The organism is Rhizobium etli 8C-3, assembly GCF_001908375.1.
Lineage (GTDB): Bacteria > Pseudomonadota > Alphaproteobacteria > Rhizobiales > Rhizobiaceae > Rhizobium > Rhizobium etli_B.
On record NZ_CP017244.1, the window covers coordinates 1,997,948 to 2,012,950 of the forward strand.

Below are 15,003 nucleotides of genomic sequence, written 5' to 3' on the forward strand. Positions count from 1 at the left end.
AGAATGACGGCAGGGAAAAAATATGTGGTCGGAATTACCGACCACATGATCGGTTCGCCTGATCTCGAGGCCGAGGTCCTTGGTGATGATGTCGAGATCGACTTTTTCGCCAGTACCGACGAGGCATCCTTCGCTCCTGATCGTCTTGCAAGGCTCGACGCGCTGATGGTTTGGGGCGCAAGGCTAGGGCCGAAAATCATTTCACACATGACCCGCTGCAGGGGCGTGGTGCGCTATGGCGTAGGCTACGAAAAGATCGATCTCACGGCACTCGACAGTGCCGGCATCCCCTTCGCCAACAATCCCGATTACGGCACCGAAGAAGTCGCTGATCATGCGCTGGCGATGATCCTGTCCTTGCATCGGCGGCTTTGGAAACATGATGCTCGCGCCCGCGGCTATACGTCTGGATGGCAGGTTCATAGCCTCAAGCCGCTTCCCCGCTCGAACAAGGCGACGGTGGGTGTCGTCGGCGTCGGACGGATCGGCACGGCGGTGGTCAACCGACTGAAACCTTTCGGCTTCCACATCCTTGGCTATGATCCCGGCCAGCCGCCTGGGCATGAGAAGGCAATCGGCTATGAACGGGCGGACCGGTTGGTGGAGCTTTTGGGCCGCTCCGATATCGTTACGCTTCATTGTCCGGCGGACGCAGAGACCCGTGGTATTCTGGACGCCGGGGGTCTTGCACGGCTGAAGCCGGGCGCCATTGTCGTCAACACCGCGCGCGGCGAGTTGATCGAAGATCTCGATGCACTTGAGGTCGCGCTTCGCAGCGGCCATCTAAGCGCCGCCGCGATCGACACGCTGGTCAGGGAACCGCCTGGCGACCATTCGCTGTTGACCGCGTGGCGCAACCGCGAGGATTGGCTCGCAGGGCGGTTGGTGATCACCCCGCACAATGCCTTCTATTCCGATCATGCAGCCATCGAGATGCGACGCAATGCGGCAAAGACGGTCAGGATTCTCCTCGACGAGGGCAAGCTTCGAAATCGGGTCACGGACAGATCATGAGCAGTCATTGCGAATTTCTGTGGTACATTCCAAACGATGTCAAAGCCGGTCACCGTGGCGATGTGGCCAGCCAGGATCACAATAGCCTGGACACGCTGACGACACAGGCAAGAGCTCTGGAAGAGCACGGCTGGAAAGGCGCCTTGATCGGCACGGGCTGGGGCCGGCCCGATACATTCACCATTGCAGCGGCGCTCGTTGCCCGCACGACGACTTTCGAGCCGTTGATCGCGGTCCGGCCGGGCTATTGGAAACCGGCGAACTTTGCCTCCTCCGCAGCAACGCTCGATCACCTGAGTGGCGGGCGCGTTCGCGTCAACGTCGTTTCCGGGCCGGACGAGCTTGCAGCCTATGGCGACAAAGAGGGCGACCAGGTGCAGCGGTATGCCCGCACGAAGGAGTTCATGCGGCTGACCCGCAAACTCTGGACGGAAGAAGAGGTTAGCTTCACTGGCGAGTATTTCCAGGTCGCCAGATCCACCGTAGCGCCGCGGCTGACGCCGATCGGTGATCGCCGCCATCCCAAACTCTATTTCGGAGGAGCCTCGGAGGCTGCCGAGCGCGTCGCCGCAACCGAAGCCGATGTGCAGCTCTTCTGGGGAGAACCGCTTGATGGCGTGCGGGACCGGATCGACCGGTTGAAGGCGCTCAGCAAGGCACTTGATCGCGATCTGGCGCCACTGGAATTCGGCCTAAGGATCACGACACTCGTTCGGGACACGACGGATCAAGCGTGGGCGGATGCAGAAGCGAAGGTTGCCAAAATGGTCGAGGGAACGGCCGGAAACTGGCAGGATCATCGCCACGGCACTGCCGTTGGTCAGCGACGTCTCCTGGACCTTGTCCGGCAAGGCGACGTGCTGGATGACAATCTCTATACAGCGCCGGGCAAATTCGGAGGAGGTGGAGCAGCAACGACCTGGCTGGTCGGGTCAGCCGAGGATGTCGCGCATTCTCTGCGCAAATACGAAGAACTTGGAATCACCCATTTTGTGCTCTCCGACACGCCATACCTTGCGGAAATGAAGCGGCAAGGTGACCAGCTGCTTCCGCTTCTGGCATAGCGCAACATCGCGGAAACGAAATCGGTTTTTCAGAAAGAATGCTGTAGCCGGCTTGATCTCTGGATGCGGCGTCCCGTAGCGGCAGTCCAAATTCGAATCGCATCGTGGCGCACCCGATACTGTAACTGTCGGCGGCCGGCAATTGAGCAAGCACATTGACCTTGGAATTGCCAATCTATGCCTCGGGCGCTGGCAGCGTCGAGACGATCTCTTCAACGACGGCCTTTGCCTGCACCCGAATGTCGGGGACGGCGGTAATTTCCCAGAATTGCCCCGCCGTCAAGGCGCCGACTGCAAACAGCCGGGCGGGTGAGATGCGGGATGGCACCACCACTTCGGAAGCGGCATCCACCTGGATCCCGATGCCGAGGGAATCGGGGGCGATCAGCTGAATGCGGCTCATTTCCTTCAAAAGCGGGGAATGGCTGATCCCGGCGCGTTCCATTCCCGTGCAATTGACCAGCCAATCCGCTCTAATCCCGGCGAACTCCCTTGTCGCTCTGACCCTGTATTTGGCGAGAAGCCTGTCCTCCTCGGCCGCAAGCGATTTCAGGAACCCTGCATGGAAGCGGACGGTTGCTTCCGAAACGAGTTTCTCGAACCTGTCGAACACGTCAGGCGCGACCCGGTGGCGGTGGATGTTCCACCAGGGAAGCGCATGGCGCAGGAAACGTGCCCGCTCCTCGCTTGAAAGCCGCTGCCAGAGTGCCCCTGTCACCGGCCTCAGGCCGTCCATCACGGCTCGCCAGTCAGCGGCCTCCCTGCTCTTCGCCCGCAAGCTCTTCAAAATGTCGCTGATTGTCCCGGGAAGCGCCTGAACATCGATCGGCAGAGGCGCCGGCGGCGTCCTCGCATGTCCGAGGGGTGCCAAACCTCGGCGCGAAAGCACGTCGATCCTGCCGCGGTGGCCGTGGGCGCGAAGCGCGAGAACCTGATCGATCATCGTCAGGCCGGAGCCGAGGATGCAGACTGTATCGGACGGGGCGACGCGCCTGAGCCAGGAGAGCCGCCAGGGATTCTCGACGATCCGCGATCGCAGAAATGGCGGGACACTGGCCGGATCGACCGGCAGGCTGGCGTTGCCGACGCCAAGGCAGAGCACGACGTTCCTCCCGGCAATCTCGTCGCCATTGCCGAGTTGGAAGGCAAGCGTGCTGTTGTAGCGCTCCACACATCCCGCCGCCTTGGCCTTGATCAAATCAACCCGGCAACGATTGTCCCGCTTTCGAAGCAGCCGCGCCAACGTATCGCGGACATACAGACCGTAATCGCTGCGGGAGGCGAAATCGCCTGCCTGCAGCCTCCGTCCGCGAGTTTTCAGCCAGTCGACGAAATCATCCGGCCGATGTGGCAACAAGCTCATGCGGCCCGCGGGAACGTTGAGGCGGTGGAGATAGAGTTCCGTTCGGTACGCCGTCCCGCGGCCGAAACCCGGATCGTCGCCTATGACGGCAACTTTCGCCGAAGCGGGAAGTTGCTCGATGAGATTGCAGGTCACGGCTATTGCCGAAAAACCGGAACCGACCACGATCACATCGTATATCACCGTATTTCTCCCTGAAAATTCGGGAACCTTCGCTTCTGTCGCTCGCTCGTCCCTTCGATCGCGCAAGCGCCAGAATCATGAAAACAATTATCTCTATAGTCTATAAATATAGTTTGTTATTTCTCCCGCTAGCTCGTTCCCAACCATTACGCTTTTAAGGGTGAGATCAAGGGCCGGATGTGGCCCTGAACAAAGGGCTCAAGATGAATTTCAGAAATTTGATTGTCGCGGTCGCTGTCGGCGTCGGAACTCTTGCAACGGCGATCGTCGCCGAGGCGGCGGACAAGAAGGTCGTTGTCGGCTATCAGACCGACGCCCTGCCGTCTTCGGTCGCGATCGCCAATGGCGAGTTTGCCAAGACCACTGGCTATGAGATCGACTTTCGCAGGTTCAATTCCGGGGCCGAGATCTTCGCAGCCGTCGCCTCGGGCGATGTCCAGGTCGGCTATGTCGGATCCAGCCCCTTTGCGGCTGCGGTATCACGCGGGCTGGAGGTCAAGGCCTTCTACCTGGCCTCTATTTCGGGCATCGACGAGGCTCTCGTCGTTCGTAACGGCTCCGGCATTGAAAGCGTGAACGATTTGAAGGGCAAGAAGCTTGCCGCCGCGCCCGTGTCGACGGACCACTATCAGCTGCTGGCGCTGATCAAATCGCAGGGTCTGACCGAAAAGGACGTCCAGGTCTACGCAATCCCCCAGCCCGAGATCGTCGCAAGCTATAACCGCGGCGATATCGACGGCGGCTTCGTCTGGGATCCGGCGCTGACCGAACTGAAGAAGAACGGCAAGGTCCTCGTGACCTCCAAGGATGTGGCTGACAAGGGTGCGCCGACCTTCTCGGCCTGGGTTGCGGCCTCGAAGTTTGCCGCCGACAATCCGGAATTCCTCAAGGGTTTCGCCTCGGTCGTCACCAGATACTACACGTCCTTCGCCGCCGACAAATCCGCCTGGGGTCCCGAAAGCGACAACGTCAAGTCGCTCGCCAAACTTCTCGGCGGAACGCCCCAGCAGCAGGCATCGGCCTTGAAGAACCTGACGCTGCTCACTCCCGAAATCCAGGCATCGGACGCCTGGCTCGGCGGCGGAGAAAAGGCAGGCGCCGGCAAGATCCTCAAGGACACGGCGTCCTTCCTGAAGGAACAGGGCAAGGTGTCCGGCGTACTGGACAATTACGGAGCCTTCGTCACCGCCGACGCGCTTGCCGGCGTCAGCAACTGATCCTCCTGACATCGGCGCGACAGTCGCGCCGATGTCGAACTTGTGAGTTCCGATATATGCTGAAAGTCGATCACGCCAGCGTCTTCTTTGCAGCCCGCGACGGGCGGACCGTTCACGCGCTCGACCGCGTGTCTTTCGATATTCCCGACCGCGGTTTCGTCGTTGCGCTCGGTGCCTCGGGCTGCGGCAAATCAACCCTTCTCAACGCAATCGCCGGTTTTCTTCCGCTTTCCGATGGTCGCATTACGCTCGATGGCCGCGCCGTCGAACGGCCGGGCGCCAATCGCGGCGTCGTCTTTCAGAAGGATTCTCTGCTGCCTTGGAAGTCCGTGGTCGACAATGTCGCGCTCGGTCTGAAATTCGCGGGCATGAATCGGAAGGAGCGGCAGGCACGCGCCTTGGAACTGCTCCGGCTGGTCGGCCTCGACGAGTTTTCCGCCGCCTATCCCTACGAGCTCTCGGGCGGCATGCGCCAGCGGGTCGGCATCGCCCGGGCTCTGGCGACCAACCCCGACATCCTGCTCATGGACGAACCGTTCGGCGCGCTAGACAGTCTGACCCGTGAGCAGATGCAGGAACTGCTGGTCTCCGTCTGGAATAAAACGGCAAAGAAAGTGTTCTTCATCACGCATTCGATCGAAGAGGCCCTGTTTCTGGGTACGCAGGTGCTCGTCATGTCGCCGCGGCCGGGGCGCGTCGTCGCACGCCTCGATCTCGATTTCGTCAGGCGTTTCGCCGAAACCGGCGATGCCCGCGCGATCAAGGCCTCGCCGCGATTTGCCGAGCTTCGCGAGGAGATCCGCGCCATTCTCCACGGCAGCGAAGACTTCAGGAGCGCCGCATGAGCGATATAACACAGGCTCCGACGGTTGCGACCGATGTTGAGGACCGTCAGATCAAGCTGGTGAAAATGGCCGGCTTTGGCGCCGGCGAGAAATCGACGGTCGCCATCAGCCTTGCCACCGCGCTCGCCATATTGCTGCTGTGGTGGCTCATTTCAGCACTCGGCTTCGTCCCGCACCTGTTCCTGCCACGTCCCGATGAGGTGCTGACGCAGATGGGCGTTATCTATCGCGACGGCTATGCCGGCGCATCGCTTTCCGAGCATGTCTCTGCAAGTCTGTTCCGCATCGTCGTCGCAGCCCTGATCGCCATTTCCGCCGGCATTCCGCTCGGATTGCTCATGGGCCTGAACCGCTGGGCAAAAGGAGTGCTCGACGCGCCGATTGAATTTTACTGGCCCCTTCCGCCGCTCTCCTACCTACCACTGATGATCATCTGGCTCGGCATCGGCGAGACGTCGAGGATCACGCTTCTGGTGCTTGCGATGATCGCGCCGATCTGCCTTTCGGCCCAGGCCGGGGTTCGTTCGCTGCCGATCGAGCGCGTCAACGCCGCCCGTTCGCTGGGTGGCGGCCGGCTGCAGCTTTTCCTCGACATCGTCCTGCCGTCGGCCCTGCCAGAAATCCTCACTGGAATCCGGATCGCACTCGGCGTCGGCTGGAGCACCCTGGTTGCAGCCGAATTGATCGCCTCCACGCGCGGGATCGGTTTCATGATCATGTCGGCGTCGCAGTTCCTGGCGACCGACGTCGTTTTCGTCGGTATCGCCATCATCGCGATCTGCGCCTTCACCTTCTCGGCCGGCATCCGCTTCTCGAGACCTTCCTCGTGCCCTGGAAGGGCAAGCTATGAGCGGGGCCAATGCACCGTAAATCTGGCCGAATCGGCCCCTCGCCGCTGGAGGCAGATCAACATCTGCAGCCTCCATGACGATCGCCGAAAACGTTTCACCGTCGGCCTCGGCAAGCAGCGCCTGCACCAAACGGTCGATGGTCTGGCGCCTGCTTCTCGGGTCGGCGCTCGGATCTTCGGGCGCAGGAGATCGGCGACGATATCGCATGCAAATCTCCGAAACAGGGGCAAACCCGCCAAGCTCGCTGTTGTCGCCGTCATGCGAAAGATGATCATCACCTTGAACGCAAGGATGCGAGAATACCGCGCACCGTCCCTTGACGCCTGACACCGTTGCTTTTTGTTCTCGCGGAAGCGTTTTCGAACGTCTTGAAGGCTCAATATCGTCCCCCTAAATCATGGCTGTAATAACCGGATCGCATCGGAGGACACAATGACGGGTAATCTGTTTGACCGACCTCTCTTTGTGAAGAGAACGCACTTCATTCAGGAAATTGGATGTCTGGAGGACATTTTCGATTTCCTTGAGGAGTGGCCAGAGGAAAAGCAGGATATTGCCTACGAGACGATTTTGAGGGCATGTCGGGAAGCGGTGGCGGCTCGGTTCCCACTGAACGCCGTTCGCGACAACTTTGAACGTTTTCTCAAGAAGAATGGCATGCTGGCGAAGATCGAAGACATCCCGCTTCTCTCGCAGCGCACCAGCGGCCAAAACGTCGGCGGAGCGTAGCAACGGGTGATGAGCCGCCGCGAGAGGCGCAGGTCAACGACCTTGGTGTTAACAGAAGCCCTTATCTCAAATGCTCGAGTAGCTGACGTCGCCCCGGCCGATGAGGAATGACCGTTTCGGGGCCGATTCCGAAATGTAGGGTTTGGAGAGGCGCCGGCAGGAAAGCTGCCTTTCGCCGAAGTATATGCCTCAGGCGGCTCGCGACCAAATTCGATCGTTATGCGATCGCTTCGTGAACTTCTGCTTCTGTCATGATCGGGCGTGGAGGTCCTCTCGTACAAAAACATAGCCGAGCCAATATGCCTTGGCACGCGATGAACACTCCACGCCTCCCTTGCGCAGCCGTGGCAGCCGTTACAGCATTTGTCCGCCTGAAACATCGAAGCAGGTGCCGTTCGCCCAGCCCATGTCGTCGGAGAGAATTGCAGCGACCGCGCTGCCGATATCGTCCGGCAACCCGACGCGACCCAGCGCGATACCCTGCGCGACGAAGGTGTTAACGGCCTTGTTATCGCGTACCGCGCCGCCTCCAAAATCAGTCGCGATCGCGCCGGGGGCGATGGCATTCACCCGAATCCTGCGCTTGCCCAGTTCGACGGCCATGAAGCGCGTCAGCACCTCGGTTGCCGCTTTCATTGCCGCGTAAACGCTATAGCCGGGCAGAGTGAAGCGTACGAAACCAGAGGAGATATTGAGGATACGGCCACCGTCCTCGATCAGCGGTAAAAGCTTTTGGGTGAGGAACATCGGACCACGCAGATGTGTCGCCACCAGAGCGTCGAACTGTTCTTCCGTCGTCTCCGCGAAATTGGCGAACACGCCGATGCCGGCATTATTGACGAGATAGTCGAACTGCTGGCGGCCAAAGGTGTCGTCCAGCGCCGTGGCCAAAGCTCTGGTAAATAGTGGGAAGCCCGACGTTTCAGTTACGTCGAGCGAGATCATAGCGGCCTTGCCGCCTTTCGCTTCGATTTCGTGCTTCAAGGCGTCGGCTTCGGCGGCGCCGGTGAGGTAGGTGCCGATAATGCCGACGCCACGGTCGGCGAGGTGAAGCGCCATGGCGCGGCCTAGACCGCGGCTGGCGCCGGTGATGAGCGCGATTCTGTCAGTCATGTTCTGCCTTTGAGAGAGATTATTGGCGAGCGGCAAATCGCTCGCGATGAGCGCTGCCTGCCTCTGCATGATAGCGACAAGCCTTCACCTAAACCCGCCTGATCGGATCAACATCTTGCCCAATTGTCTCAACTGACTTGCCCGGTCCTGGAGGTACTGACATAATTCCGCAATGACCGATGCCTTCGAAGTGCACCTTGAAATCGCCTTGCGCCATGCCAAGCCCGATACCGTGCTCACGCCGATCCCGCGCGTCGAGCTGCTGGTCGGACATCGCCCGACTGGCGAAACGCCGTGCCTTTATCGGTCGATGGTTTGCTTCATTCTTCAGGGCTCCAAACGGGTCGCCATCAACAACAGCGTCCTGAGCTACGACAGTTCGCAGTATCTGATCAGCGCCCTCGATCTGCCGCTGATCGGCCAAGTGTTAGATGCCGACCAGCATCGCCCTTATGTCGCCGTTTCTCTGACACTCGATCCCGCTTTGCTGGCAGAACTGGCGGCTGCCATGCCGCCCAAGCGGGAAACCGATGGCGAGCAGATCGGGCTGTCGATCAATCCGATGACGGTCCAGCTTCGTGATGGGCTGCTTCGGTTGCTTTCGCTGCTCGACAAGCCCGACGACATTCCTGTTCTCGCGCCCATGGTTGAGCGCGAATTGCTCTATCGTCTCCTGCAAGGTCCGGACGGGCGCCTTCTCCGCCAGATTGCGCAGCCTGAGGGGCCGCTGGTCCGCATCCGCCGTGCCATTGCATGGATCAGGGACAATCACGACCAGCAATTGCGGATTGATGCCCTGTGCGAGGCGAGCGGCATGAGCCGAGCGAGCCTGCACCGGCACTTTTCGGCGATCACGGGCTTCAGCCCGCTCCAGTACCAGAAGCAACTTCGCCTGCAGGAGGCACGCCGGCTGCTTCTGGGGGGCGAGTATAGTGCATCATTTGTCGCCTTCGCGGTCGGCTATGAGAGTGCATCCCAGTTCAGCCGCGAGTACCTCCGGCAATTCGGCGCGCCGCCCGTCCGCGACATCCGCCAGATGCGGAAACAAATCGATGCCGCATTTGCCGGCTGATCCGTCCTTGCGCTCTCCAGCTGCGTCTCTGGCATTTGCATCGGGCTGGCTCGTTCAGAGGAACGGAGGGCAGGAACTGTGGGCGCATGCCGGTGATTGGATTGGCTAAGATGAGGGCGCGAAGCGGGAATAATCTCCGCTGCCGGCTGCTGGCGGCACTTAGGGGCCGGAAGGAGGCTGTCGACGTGCGAAAGCCGCGTCACCGACTCGCGACAGAATCGGCGACACTGAAAATTCAGGGAAGTTTAGTCGCAAATAATAGGTGCAAAAGTCAGACTTCTGCAGCTGACTCTTGCGACAAATCGGATAGCGCACCCGGCTTGCTGAAACTGCGACGGCGGAACAGACGCCGACGAACCGCATAGTCGCTCCAATCGCCTCGGCGGGAGACGGAAACCGGCCATCGAACATGAAGCCGAAGGCGAGGCCGAAGGCCGTTTCGGCAACGATTGAACTGGACCGCCAGCGCCAGCGGCGCCAAATGGCTGGGATCGGGCGATTGCGGACGTCAGAGAGCTGTGCCTGCGTCAGACCGGATCGGCGAACGGCGTTTCGGGATCGCTGACGTAGAACAGGACCATCACCGCCGGACTGTCAGAACTGAGATTCCGACCCGTCATTCTCACGCCCGACGGTTCGACGAAAACCTCACCAGCGCTGATGGCGATCGGGTTGCGGCCGTCCAGCTCGAGGGTAAAAATGCCCTCGAGCATATAGACAGTGACCGGAAAACGATGGGAGTGGTAGGGAGTGCTGTCACCCGGTTCGAGCTTGGCGATGATCACCCGGATTTCCTGCATGCTCCCGTTCGGTAGTGCGTCCGTCAACTCCTTGTACAAGACCGTGAGTTTCGCCACGCCCGTGCTCCCGGCGGAGGTGGTCACCCCCACCTGTGTTCCAGCAATTGCCTTGTGAACGTCCATAACCTTGTGCATGACCTGTCTCCATTGTGTGGCAAGCCTACGCCTGATCCCAGACATAGGGGAGCCGCAGACTTGCAAAGGCTCCCCGCAAAAGCGCATAACGAAACATGTTCGATTGGAACGACCTTAAATACTTTCTGGCTGTCGCCCGGCACGGCAGCACAACGGCTGCCGCCAAGGCCACCGGGGTTAACCAGTCCACGGTTCAGCGTCGGACGGTCGAGTTGGAGCGCCGGATAGGTCAGCCCCTCATTCACAGGCACGCAAGCGGCTATCAGCTCACCGAATTCGGACTATCGCTTCTGCCAAAGGTCGAAGAGCTCGAGGAGGCGGCACTCGCCATCGAAAGGCAGGCGCGACTCAATATTAGCGAGCTGAGCGGCGTTGTTCGACTGACCTGCCCCGAGCCTTTGGTCTCCCGCATCAATGGATCGCAGTTGCTTGAGCAATTCCGTTTGAATTACCCCGAGATTCGCATCGAATTTGTGATGAGCGATGGTTATCTCGATCTCTCCAAAGGAGAGGCCGATATCGCCTTGCGCTCCGGTGAGCCTTCGGATGAAAATCTTGTGGGCAAGAAGATCGCCGATTCCATCTGGGCAGTCTATGCGAGCAGGAGCTATGTCCAGCATCACGGGTCGTTGAAAACTGCAGCCGACATTGGCGAGCATGCTATCGTCGGTTTCGATGGAGCGCTTGCCAACCATCGGGCGGCGAAATGGTTTGCTTCCGTGGCGCCCGATGCGCGCGTCGGTGCGCGCAACAACAGCGTTCTGGGGGTGCTTCATGCGGTCAAATCCGGCTTGGGCGTTGCGCCGCTGCCGACGACAATCGCCGATATGCATGATGATCTCGTGCAGGTGCTTCCGCCGGTCGAGGAATTGAACCGGGGCTGGTATCTTCTGGCCCATCCCGACATCCGCAAAACGCCGCGAGTTCGAGCGTTCTTTGAGTTCGTCAGCAATCACAATTCGCTGGTCCGCCCGATACTCATGGGATAGACACGCGACCTGGCTGCGTACCGCCTTGCAACTTGCTTCGGTTGCACCATGCGTTGACCTGAACGAGGTTGCGTCCCATTGGCTTGCGGTGGCCATTCCCTTCCAGCATCTCGGCATCTTCCGCCCCGCCCCACCAGGACGGACCTTCAGACCTGCGAAGCACTGAATTCTCGCATCCGCGCGTCGATCTAAGCGTGCAGAATAGGTTGATTTGCCGGTACACCTAAATCGGCCACGGCCGCTCGTGGCGCGAAGAAGCCGAGTGCGCTCGCGGATAACGGTCACTCCTGCCCATGCCTTCTGCCGGTCTCAAAAGGAGTCGCTGTGTCAGCCAGGCCAAACAGCGTCTGTCCTTCAAGCGAACAGTCGCTCCTAAAACAGTCTCTGGCCGCCGTCGATGTTGATGGTCTGGCCAGTCGTGAACTCGCTCTCCGTCAGATAGATGTGCGTCGGGGCGACATCGGCAGGTATCGCAGTCCTTCTCACAGGAAAGTCGAGTGGCGATGCGCTCGAAGAGCCGAAACTTTGCATCACCAGCGAGTTGGGTAAAGGAAGCTACGCGTTCGCGGCCCAAGTTGCCCGCAATCTAGAAGAAAATGGTTCGACTTTTTCACGGCCGGGGACATGAATGGCCGGTTATGACCGTCGCCCGTCGGCGGTTGCTCGCAGCGTCGCCCCCTGCGACTGACTTAACGTCTTGCAAGTCCTGACCATCGACTTCAAGCTGCCCACCGGACGCGGCGACGAGTTCGCCCATGGCGGCGGTCCGGATCCCTGCGACAAGCCGAAGCCTGTGATTTAGCCGCGGGACATCTTATCGACAACTTAAAGGTGAAGGCGGAAAAATTCCCACTAGCTTGTGGGTCGGTGTCGGATTGTCGTTCTCTCGTTCGTCCTCTGCTTTGAACAGCACAGGAGAACGGCCGATGAGCAACGAAACCAAAGTCAATATCGAAGAAGAGGCTATTATCGCCATGCTAACGATGCGCGCTTCCGCGCTCGGCGAAAAAGATGCCAAGGGCGCACTTTCCTACGAAACCGAGGATTCGGTGGAGTTTTCGCTAGCCCCGCCACTCGTCTATCACGGCAAGGACGCGTCGGGCCTGCAGGCGTGGTTCAATACCTGGGAAGGTCCGATCGGTGGCGATGTTTGCGATGCCAAGCTAACGGTCGGCGGAGACGTTGCTTTCTGGAGTGGTCTGACGCGCATGACGGGAACTAAAACTGACGGCACCGAGGTCGATCTTTGGTTTCGTCAAACCCTTGGCCTGGTGAAGCGCGATGGCCGCTGGATGGTGTCCCACCAACATGCATCCGTGCCGTTCGCCATGGATGGAAGCGGTCGCGCTCTGCTCGATCTCAAACCTTAGGCGGCGGGCCGCAGGGTATCGATCGCCACCGCAGTTTAGTATGGGCGTTGGCTACACCGATGCGCACTTGCTGGCATCGGTCCTTCTTGACCAGCGAGCGGCGTTATAGACGAGAGATAAGCGCCTGCAGGCAGCGGCCGAAAATGCGGGCGCTGCACTTTGCGTACCGGCCAACCTGTCCCACTTCGTCCCTGGACCTAATCCAACAGCTATCCGAGACGCTGGCAGGGCGCATAATCTATTTCGAAATGCCGCCAATCGGTTTGGAAGAGGCCGGGGCGGGCTTCTATCGACATCGACGAGTTGTGGCTGCGCGGCGGCTTCCCCGATAGCCTGACGGCGGCGACGGATGAGGATAGTTATCTCTAGCGACAGGCATTTGTTCGCAGCTACCTTGAACGCGATGTTCCGATATTTGCGCCCCGTATGCCAGTCGCGACAATCGGACGGTTTGGACGATGCTCGCCAACGGCCAAGGAAATGCAGCGCGCGGCTTGCCCAAGGTCTGGGTGTCTCTGCGCCTATGATTGGCCGCTACATAGATCTCCTTGTTGATCTCATGCTGGTTCGCCGACTTCAGCCATGGAGCGGTAATTTTGGCAAGCGTCCAATTGGTTAAGCGTTCCGATTTCCAGGAGAGCATGTACGAGCCCACTGTCGCGCACATAGATGTTAGGTCATCCCGTCGTTGGACCGAGAAGGTTTTGTGCTAGAGACGCTTATCCTCGCAGCCGGTCCAGACGTGGCGCCATTCTTCTGCGGGACTGCCGATGGTGCCGAGATCGACCTTGTTATTGAACACGCTGGAAAGCCTAAGGTGGCAATCGAGGTCAAGCGTGCCAGCGCTCCACAAGCTGAGCGCGGCTTCTTTGTGGCTTGTGACGACTTGGAGATAGAAAACAGGATCGTCATTGGCGCAGGTGCTGGTGATTATCAGGCGAAGGGTGGGTCAAGGTGCGCACACTGCTGTCGGCTGTGAAAGAGGTCCGGGAAATCCTGAGATCACCGTTCGCGGCGTAAGTGTATTTATGGAACACAGCCTTGCAGTCGGTACGACTTGTCTGTGGACACCGCTTTCACGGACAGTCCGTTGGTCATCGAGATAATCGGAACCTCTCTCCTCAAATATTTGCAGCCGTGTAAATGTCAAAGGGAAGCACATTTTGCGTCATTCCACTCGGCTCTCCTTTGTTCATGGCGGCATCTCCCATAGCGCGCACTAATGTCTCTGTCAGTTGCCGTGCAGGATGCGAAAGGACAACCTTCAGCAGTCCTTCCGCTAAGCCCGCACGCGTTTCGTTCGTCAGTTCATGGGCCACTACAACCAACCTCTGAGCTGCGGGACCACGGTCCTCCTGTAAGGCTCGCATGACACCTGTCACGCCGCCTCCCGCAACATAAAGGCCTACCCAGCGCTCTTGGGACGCTAAGAGTTGCTTGGTGAATTGATACGCAGTCTCAGGCTCCTCCATCGTCGCCAATGTCTCAAGCATTTGGAACTTGGGCGCGGTTTCGCGGAAATACGACCTGAAGCCCATCTCGCATAGCTCCTGCGCTAGATATCGATGGCTGCCTACGAAGACAGCTACCTCACCAGGCCTTGCGTTGAGGTGAGCAATGAACCAAGCTGCGGTCCTCCCCTTCTTCGCGCAATCATTCCCTACGAAACCCGCTCTCTCCGGCGCCGATAAGTCAGAGATCATCGTCACGACGGGGATGCCGTCAGCGGCAAGGTCGGCAACCGCATGATTGACCTGGGGGTGATCCGACGTAATCATCCCAATCACATCAGCTTCCCGGCTGAGGTCGTGAATTGCGGCGGCTGCCTTGTCTGGACTGAGGTCGTCCATAAAGCGCACAATTGCTCTCCCATGGGCGTGAGGAAAGGCTTCAACAGACTTCGTCAATAGCTCGCTCCACATCTGGTAGAGCTTTCGGTGCTGCTGCTTGAGCAGAAAGCCAAATTTGATCACCGGTTTGTCCGCCTCGATGCGTCGTTTGATCGCCGTCAGGCCGTGAAACCCGATGCGCTCGGCTGCTTCAAGGACCATTTCAGCCGTTTTTGGCCGCACTGGATGGCGTCCGTTAATGACCCGATCAACAGTAGAGATCCCCACATTTGCTTCTTTCGCCAGATCGGCAATCGTCGGCCGCGCCATGCCACATTCTCCCATTTCATGAAAGGCACTCTGAACGATTTTGAAAGAAACTCCTAGACCGAAATTGACAGAAAATGAAGAAAAAGACATGAAAGCGAC

12 protein-coding genes and 3 pseudogenes are annotated in these 15,003 nt (G+C 59.3%); 11 read left to right on the forward strand and 4 right to left on the reverse strand.

Annotated features, from left to right (window positions below; all coding sequences use genetic code 11):
• Positions 1–3: 3 nt before the first annotated feature.
• Complete coding sequence (locus AM571_RS34350; RefSeq protein WP_074065362.1) at positions 4–1,014, forward strand: C-terminal binding protein; 1,011 nt, start codon at positions 4–6, stop codon at positions 1,012–1,014.
• Positions 1,011–2,078, forward strand: coding sequence for an LLM class flavin-dependent oxidoreductase (locus tag AM571_RS34355; protein ID WP_074065363.1), 1,068 nt, complete (start codon positions 1,011–1,013; stop codon positions 2,076–2,078). Before AM571_RS34350 ends, AM571_RS34355 begins: the two co-directional genes overlap by 4 nt.
• Positions 2,079–2,253: 175 nt before the next feature.
• On the opposite strand, the gene AM571_RS34360 is transcribed toward AM571_RS34355, so the two are convergent.
• Positions 2,254–3,624 (reverse strand): FAD/NAD(P)-binding protein, encoded by a 1,371-nt coding sequence (locus AM571_RS34360; RefSeq protein ID WP_074065364.1) that lies wholly within the window; start codon positions 3,622–3,624, stop codon positions 2,254–2,256.
• A gap of 203 nt (positions 3,625–3,827) precedes the next feature.
• On the opposite strand from AM571_RS34360, the gene tauA reads away from it, so the two are divergent.
• The 4 genes and pseudogenes from tauA to AM571_RS34380 all read left to right on the forward strand — a co-directional run bounded on the left by tauA (position 3,828) and on the right by AM571_RS34380 (position 7,266).
• Complete coding sequence (gene tauA / locus AM571_RS34365; protein ID WP_074065749.1) at positions 3,828–4,841, forward strand: taurine ABC transporter substrate-binding protein; 1,014 nt, start codon at positions 3,828–3,830, stop codon at positions 4,839–4,841.
• 56 nt (positions 4,842–4,897) lie between these two features.
• Entirely contained in the window at positions 4,898–5,686 is a 789-nt protein-coding gene (locus tag AM571_RS34370) for a taurine ABC transporter ATP-binding protein (RefSeq protein ID WP_074065365.1), read from the forward strand.
• Positions 5,683–6,536, forward strand: a pseudogene (locus AM571_RS34375) (ABC transporter permease subunit). The gene AM571_RS34370 and the pseudogene AM571_RS34375 overlap by 4 nt, the downstream one beginning before the upstream one ends.
• 433 nt (positions 6,537–6,969) lie before the next feature.
• Positions 6,970–7,266 (forward strand): DUF982 domain-containing protein, encoded by a 297-nt coding sequence (locus AM571_RS34380; RefSeq protein ID WP_074065366.1) that lies wholly within the window; start codon positions 6,970–6,972, stop codon positions 7,264–7,266.
• Positions 7,267–7,620: 354 nt separating this feature from the next.
• Here the strand turns inward: AM571_RS34380 and AM571_RS34385 are convergent, their stop codons facing one another.
• Positions 7,621–8,379: an SDR family NAD(P)-dependent oxidoreductase gene (locus AM571_RS34385; protein WP_074065750.1), complete on the reverse strand. Its 759-nt coding sequence runs from the start codon at positions 8,377–8,379 to the stop codon at positions 7,621–7,623.
• Between the two features lie 172 nt (positions 8,380–8,551).
• Between AM571_RS34385 and AM571_RS34390 the strand changes: the two genes are divergently transcribed.
• Complete coding sequence (locus AM571_RS34390; RefSeq protein WP_074065367.1) at positions 8,552–9,451, forward strand: AraC family transcriptional regulator; 900 nt, start codon at positions 8,552–8,554, stop codon at positions 9,449–9,451.
• A gap of 527 nt (positions 9,452–9,978) precedes the next feature.
• Here AM571_RS34390 and AM571_RS34395 read toward each other — a convergent pair.
• A complete protein-coding gene (locus tag AM571_RS34395) occupies positions 9,979–10,386 on the reverse strand; it encodes a cupin domain-containing protein (RefSeq protein ID WP_074065368.1) in 408 nt (135 codons plus the stop codon).
• A 95-nt stretch (positions 10,387–10,481) separates the two neighbouring features.
• On the opposite strand from AM571_RS34395, the gene AM571_RS34400 reads away from it, so the two are divergent.
• From AM571_RS34400 to AM571_RS37915, 4 genes and pseudogenes are all read left to right on the forward strand, one after another.
• Positions 10,482–11,375 carry a LysR family transcriptional regulator gene (locus AM571_RS34400; protein ID WP_074065369.1) on the forward strand — a complete coding sequence of 298 codons (894 nt, stop codon included), beginning with the start codon at positions 10,482–10,484 and terminating at the stop codon, positions 11,373–11,375.
• A 712-nt stretch (positions 11,376–12,087) separates the two neighbouring features.
• Positions 12,088–12,281 (forward strand): annotated as a pseudogene (locus AM571_RS38600) (hypothetical protein); the annotation flags it as partial.
• A 20-nt stretch (positions 12,282–12,301) separates the two neighbouring features.
• On the forward strand, positions 12,302–12,745 hold the full coding sequence (locus AM571_RS34405; protein WP_074065370.1) for a YybH family protein: 444 nt from the start codon (positions 12,302–12,304) through the stop codon (positions 12,743–12,745).
• 34 nt (positions 12,746–12,779) lie between these two features.
• Positions 12,780–12,920 (forward strand): annotated as a pseudogene (locus tag AM571_RS37915) (type II toxin-antitoxin system VapC family toxin); the annotation flags it as partial.
• Between the two features lie 946 nt (positions 12,921–13,866).
• Here the strand turns inward: AM571_RS37915 and AM571_RS34415 are convergent.
• Positions 13,867–14,994: a LacI family DNA-binding transcriptional regulator gene (locus tag AM571_RS34415; RefSeq protein ID WP_237358624.1), complete on the reverse strand. Its 1,128-nt coding sequence runs from the start codon at positions 14,992–14,994 to the stop codon at positions 13,867–13,869.
• Positions 14,995–15,003: the final 9 nt, after the last annotated feature.

Excerpts from the sequence above, each read along its gene's own strand:
- tauA (WP_074065749.1), top strand. The coding sequence starts at position 3,828 with ATGAATTTCAGAAATTTGATTGTCGCGGTCGCTGTCGGCGTCGGAACT.
- AM571_RS34395 (WP_074065368.1), bottom strand. The coding sequence starts at position 10,386 with ATGCACAAGGTTATGGACGTTCACAAGGCAATTGCTGGAACACAGGTG.
- AM571_RS34370 (WP_074065365.1), top strand. The coding sequence starts at position 4,898 with ATGCTGAAAGTCGATCACGCCAGCGTCTTCTTTGCAGCCCGCGACGGG.
- AM571_RS34350 (WP_074065362.1), top strand. The coding sequence starts at position 4 with ATGACGGCAGGGAAAAAATATGTGGTCGGAATTACCGACCACATGATC.
- AM571_RS34390 (WP_074065367.1), top strand. The coding sequence starts at position 8,552 with ATGACCGATGCCTTCGAAGTGCACCTTGAAATCGCCTTGCGCCATGCC.
- AM571_RS34385 (WP_074065750.1), bottom strand. The coding sequence starts at position 8,379 with ATGACTGACAGAATCGCGCTCATCACCGGCGCCAGCCGCGGTCTAGGC.
- AM571_RS34405 (WP_074065370.1), top strand. The coding sequence starts at position 12,302 with ATGAGCAACGAAACCAAAGTCAATATCGAAGAAGAGGCTATTATCGCC.
- AM571_RS34380 (WP_074065366.1), top strand. The coding sequence starts at position 6,970 with ATGACGGGTAATCTGTTTGACCGACCTCTCTTTGTGAAGAGAACGCAC.
- AM571_RS34415 (WP_237358624.1), bottom strand. The coding sequence starts at position 14,994 with ATGTCTTTTTCTTCATTTTCTGTCAATTTCGGTCTAGGAGTTTCTTTC.
- AM571_RS34355 (WP_074065363.1), top strand. The coding sequence starts at position 1,011 with ATGAGCAGTCATTGCGAATTTCTGTGGTACATTCCAAACGATGTCAAA.
- AM571_RS34400 (WP_074065369.1), top strand. The coding sequence starts at position 10,482 with ATGTTCGATTGGAACGACCTTAAATACTTTCTGGCTGTCGCCCGGCAC.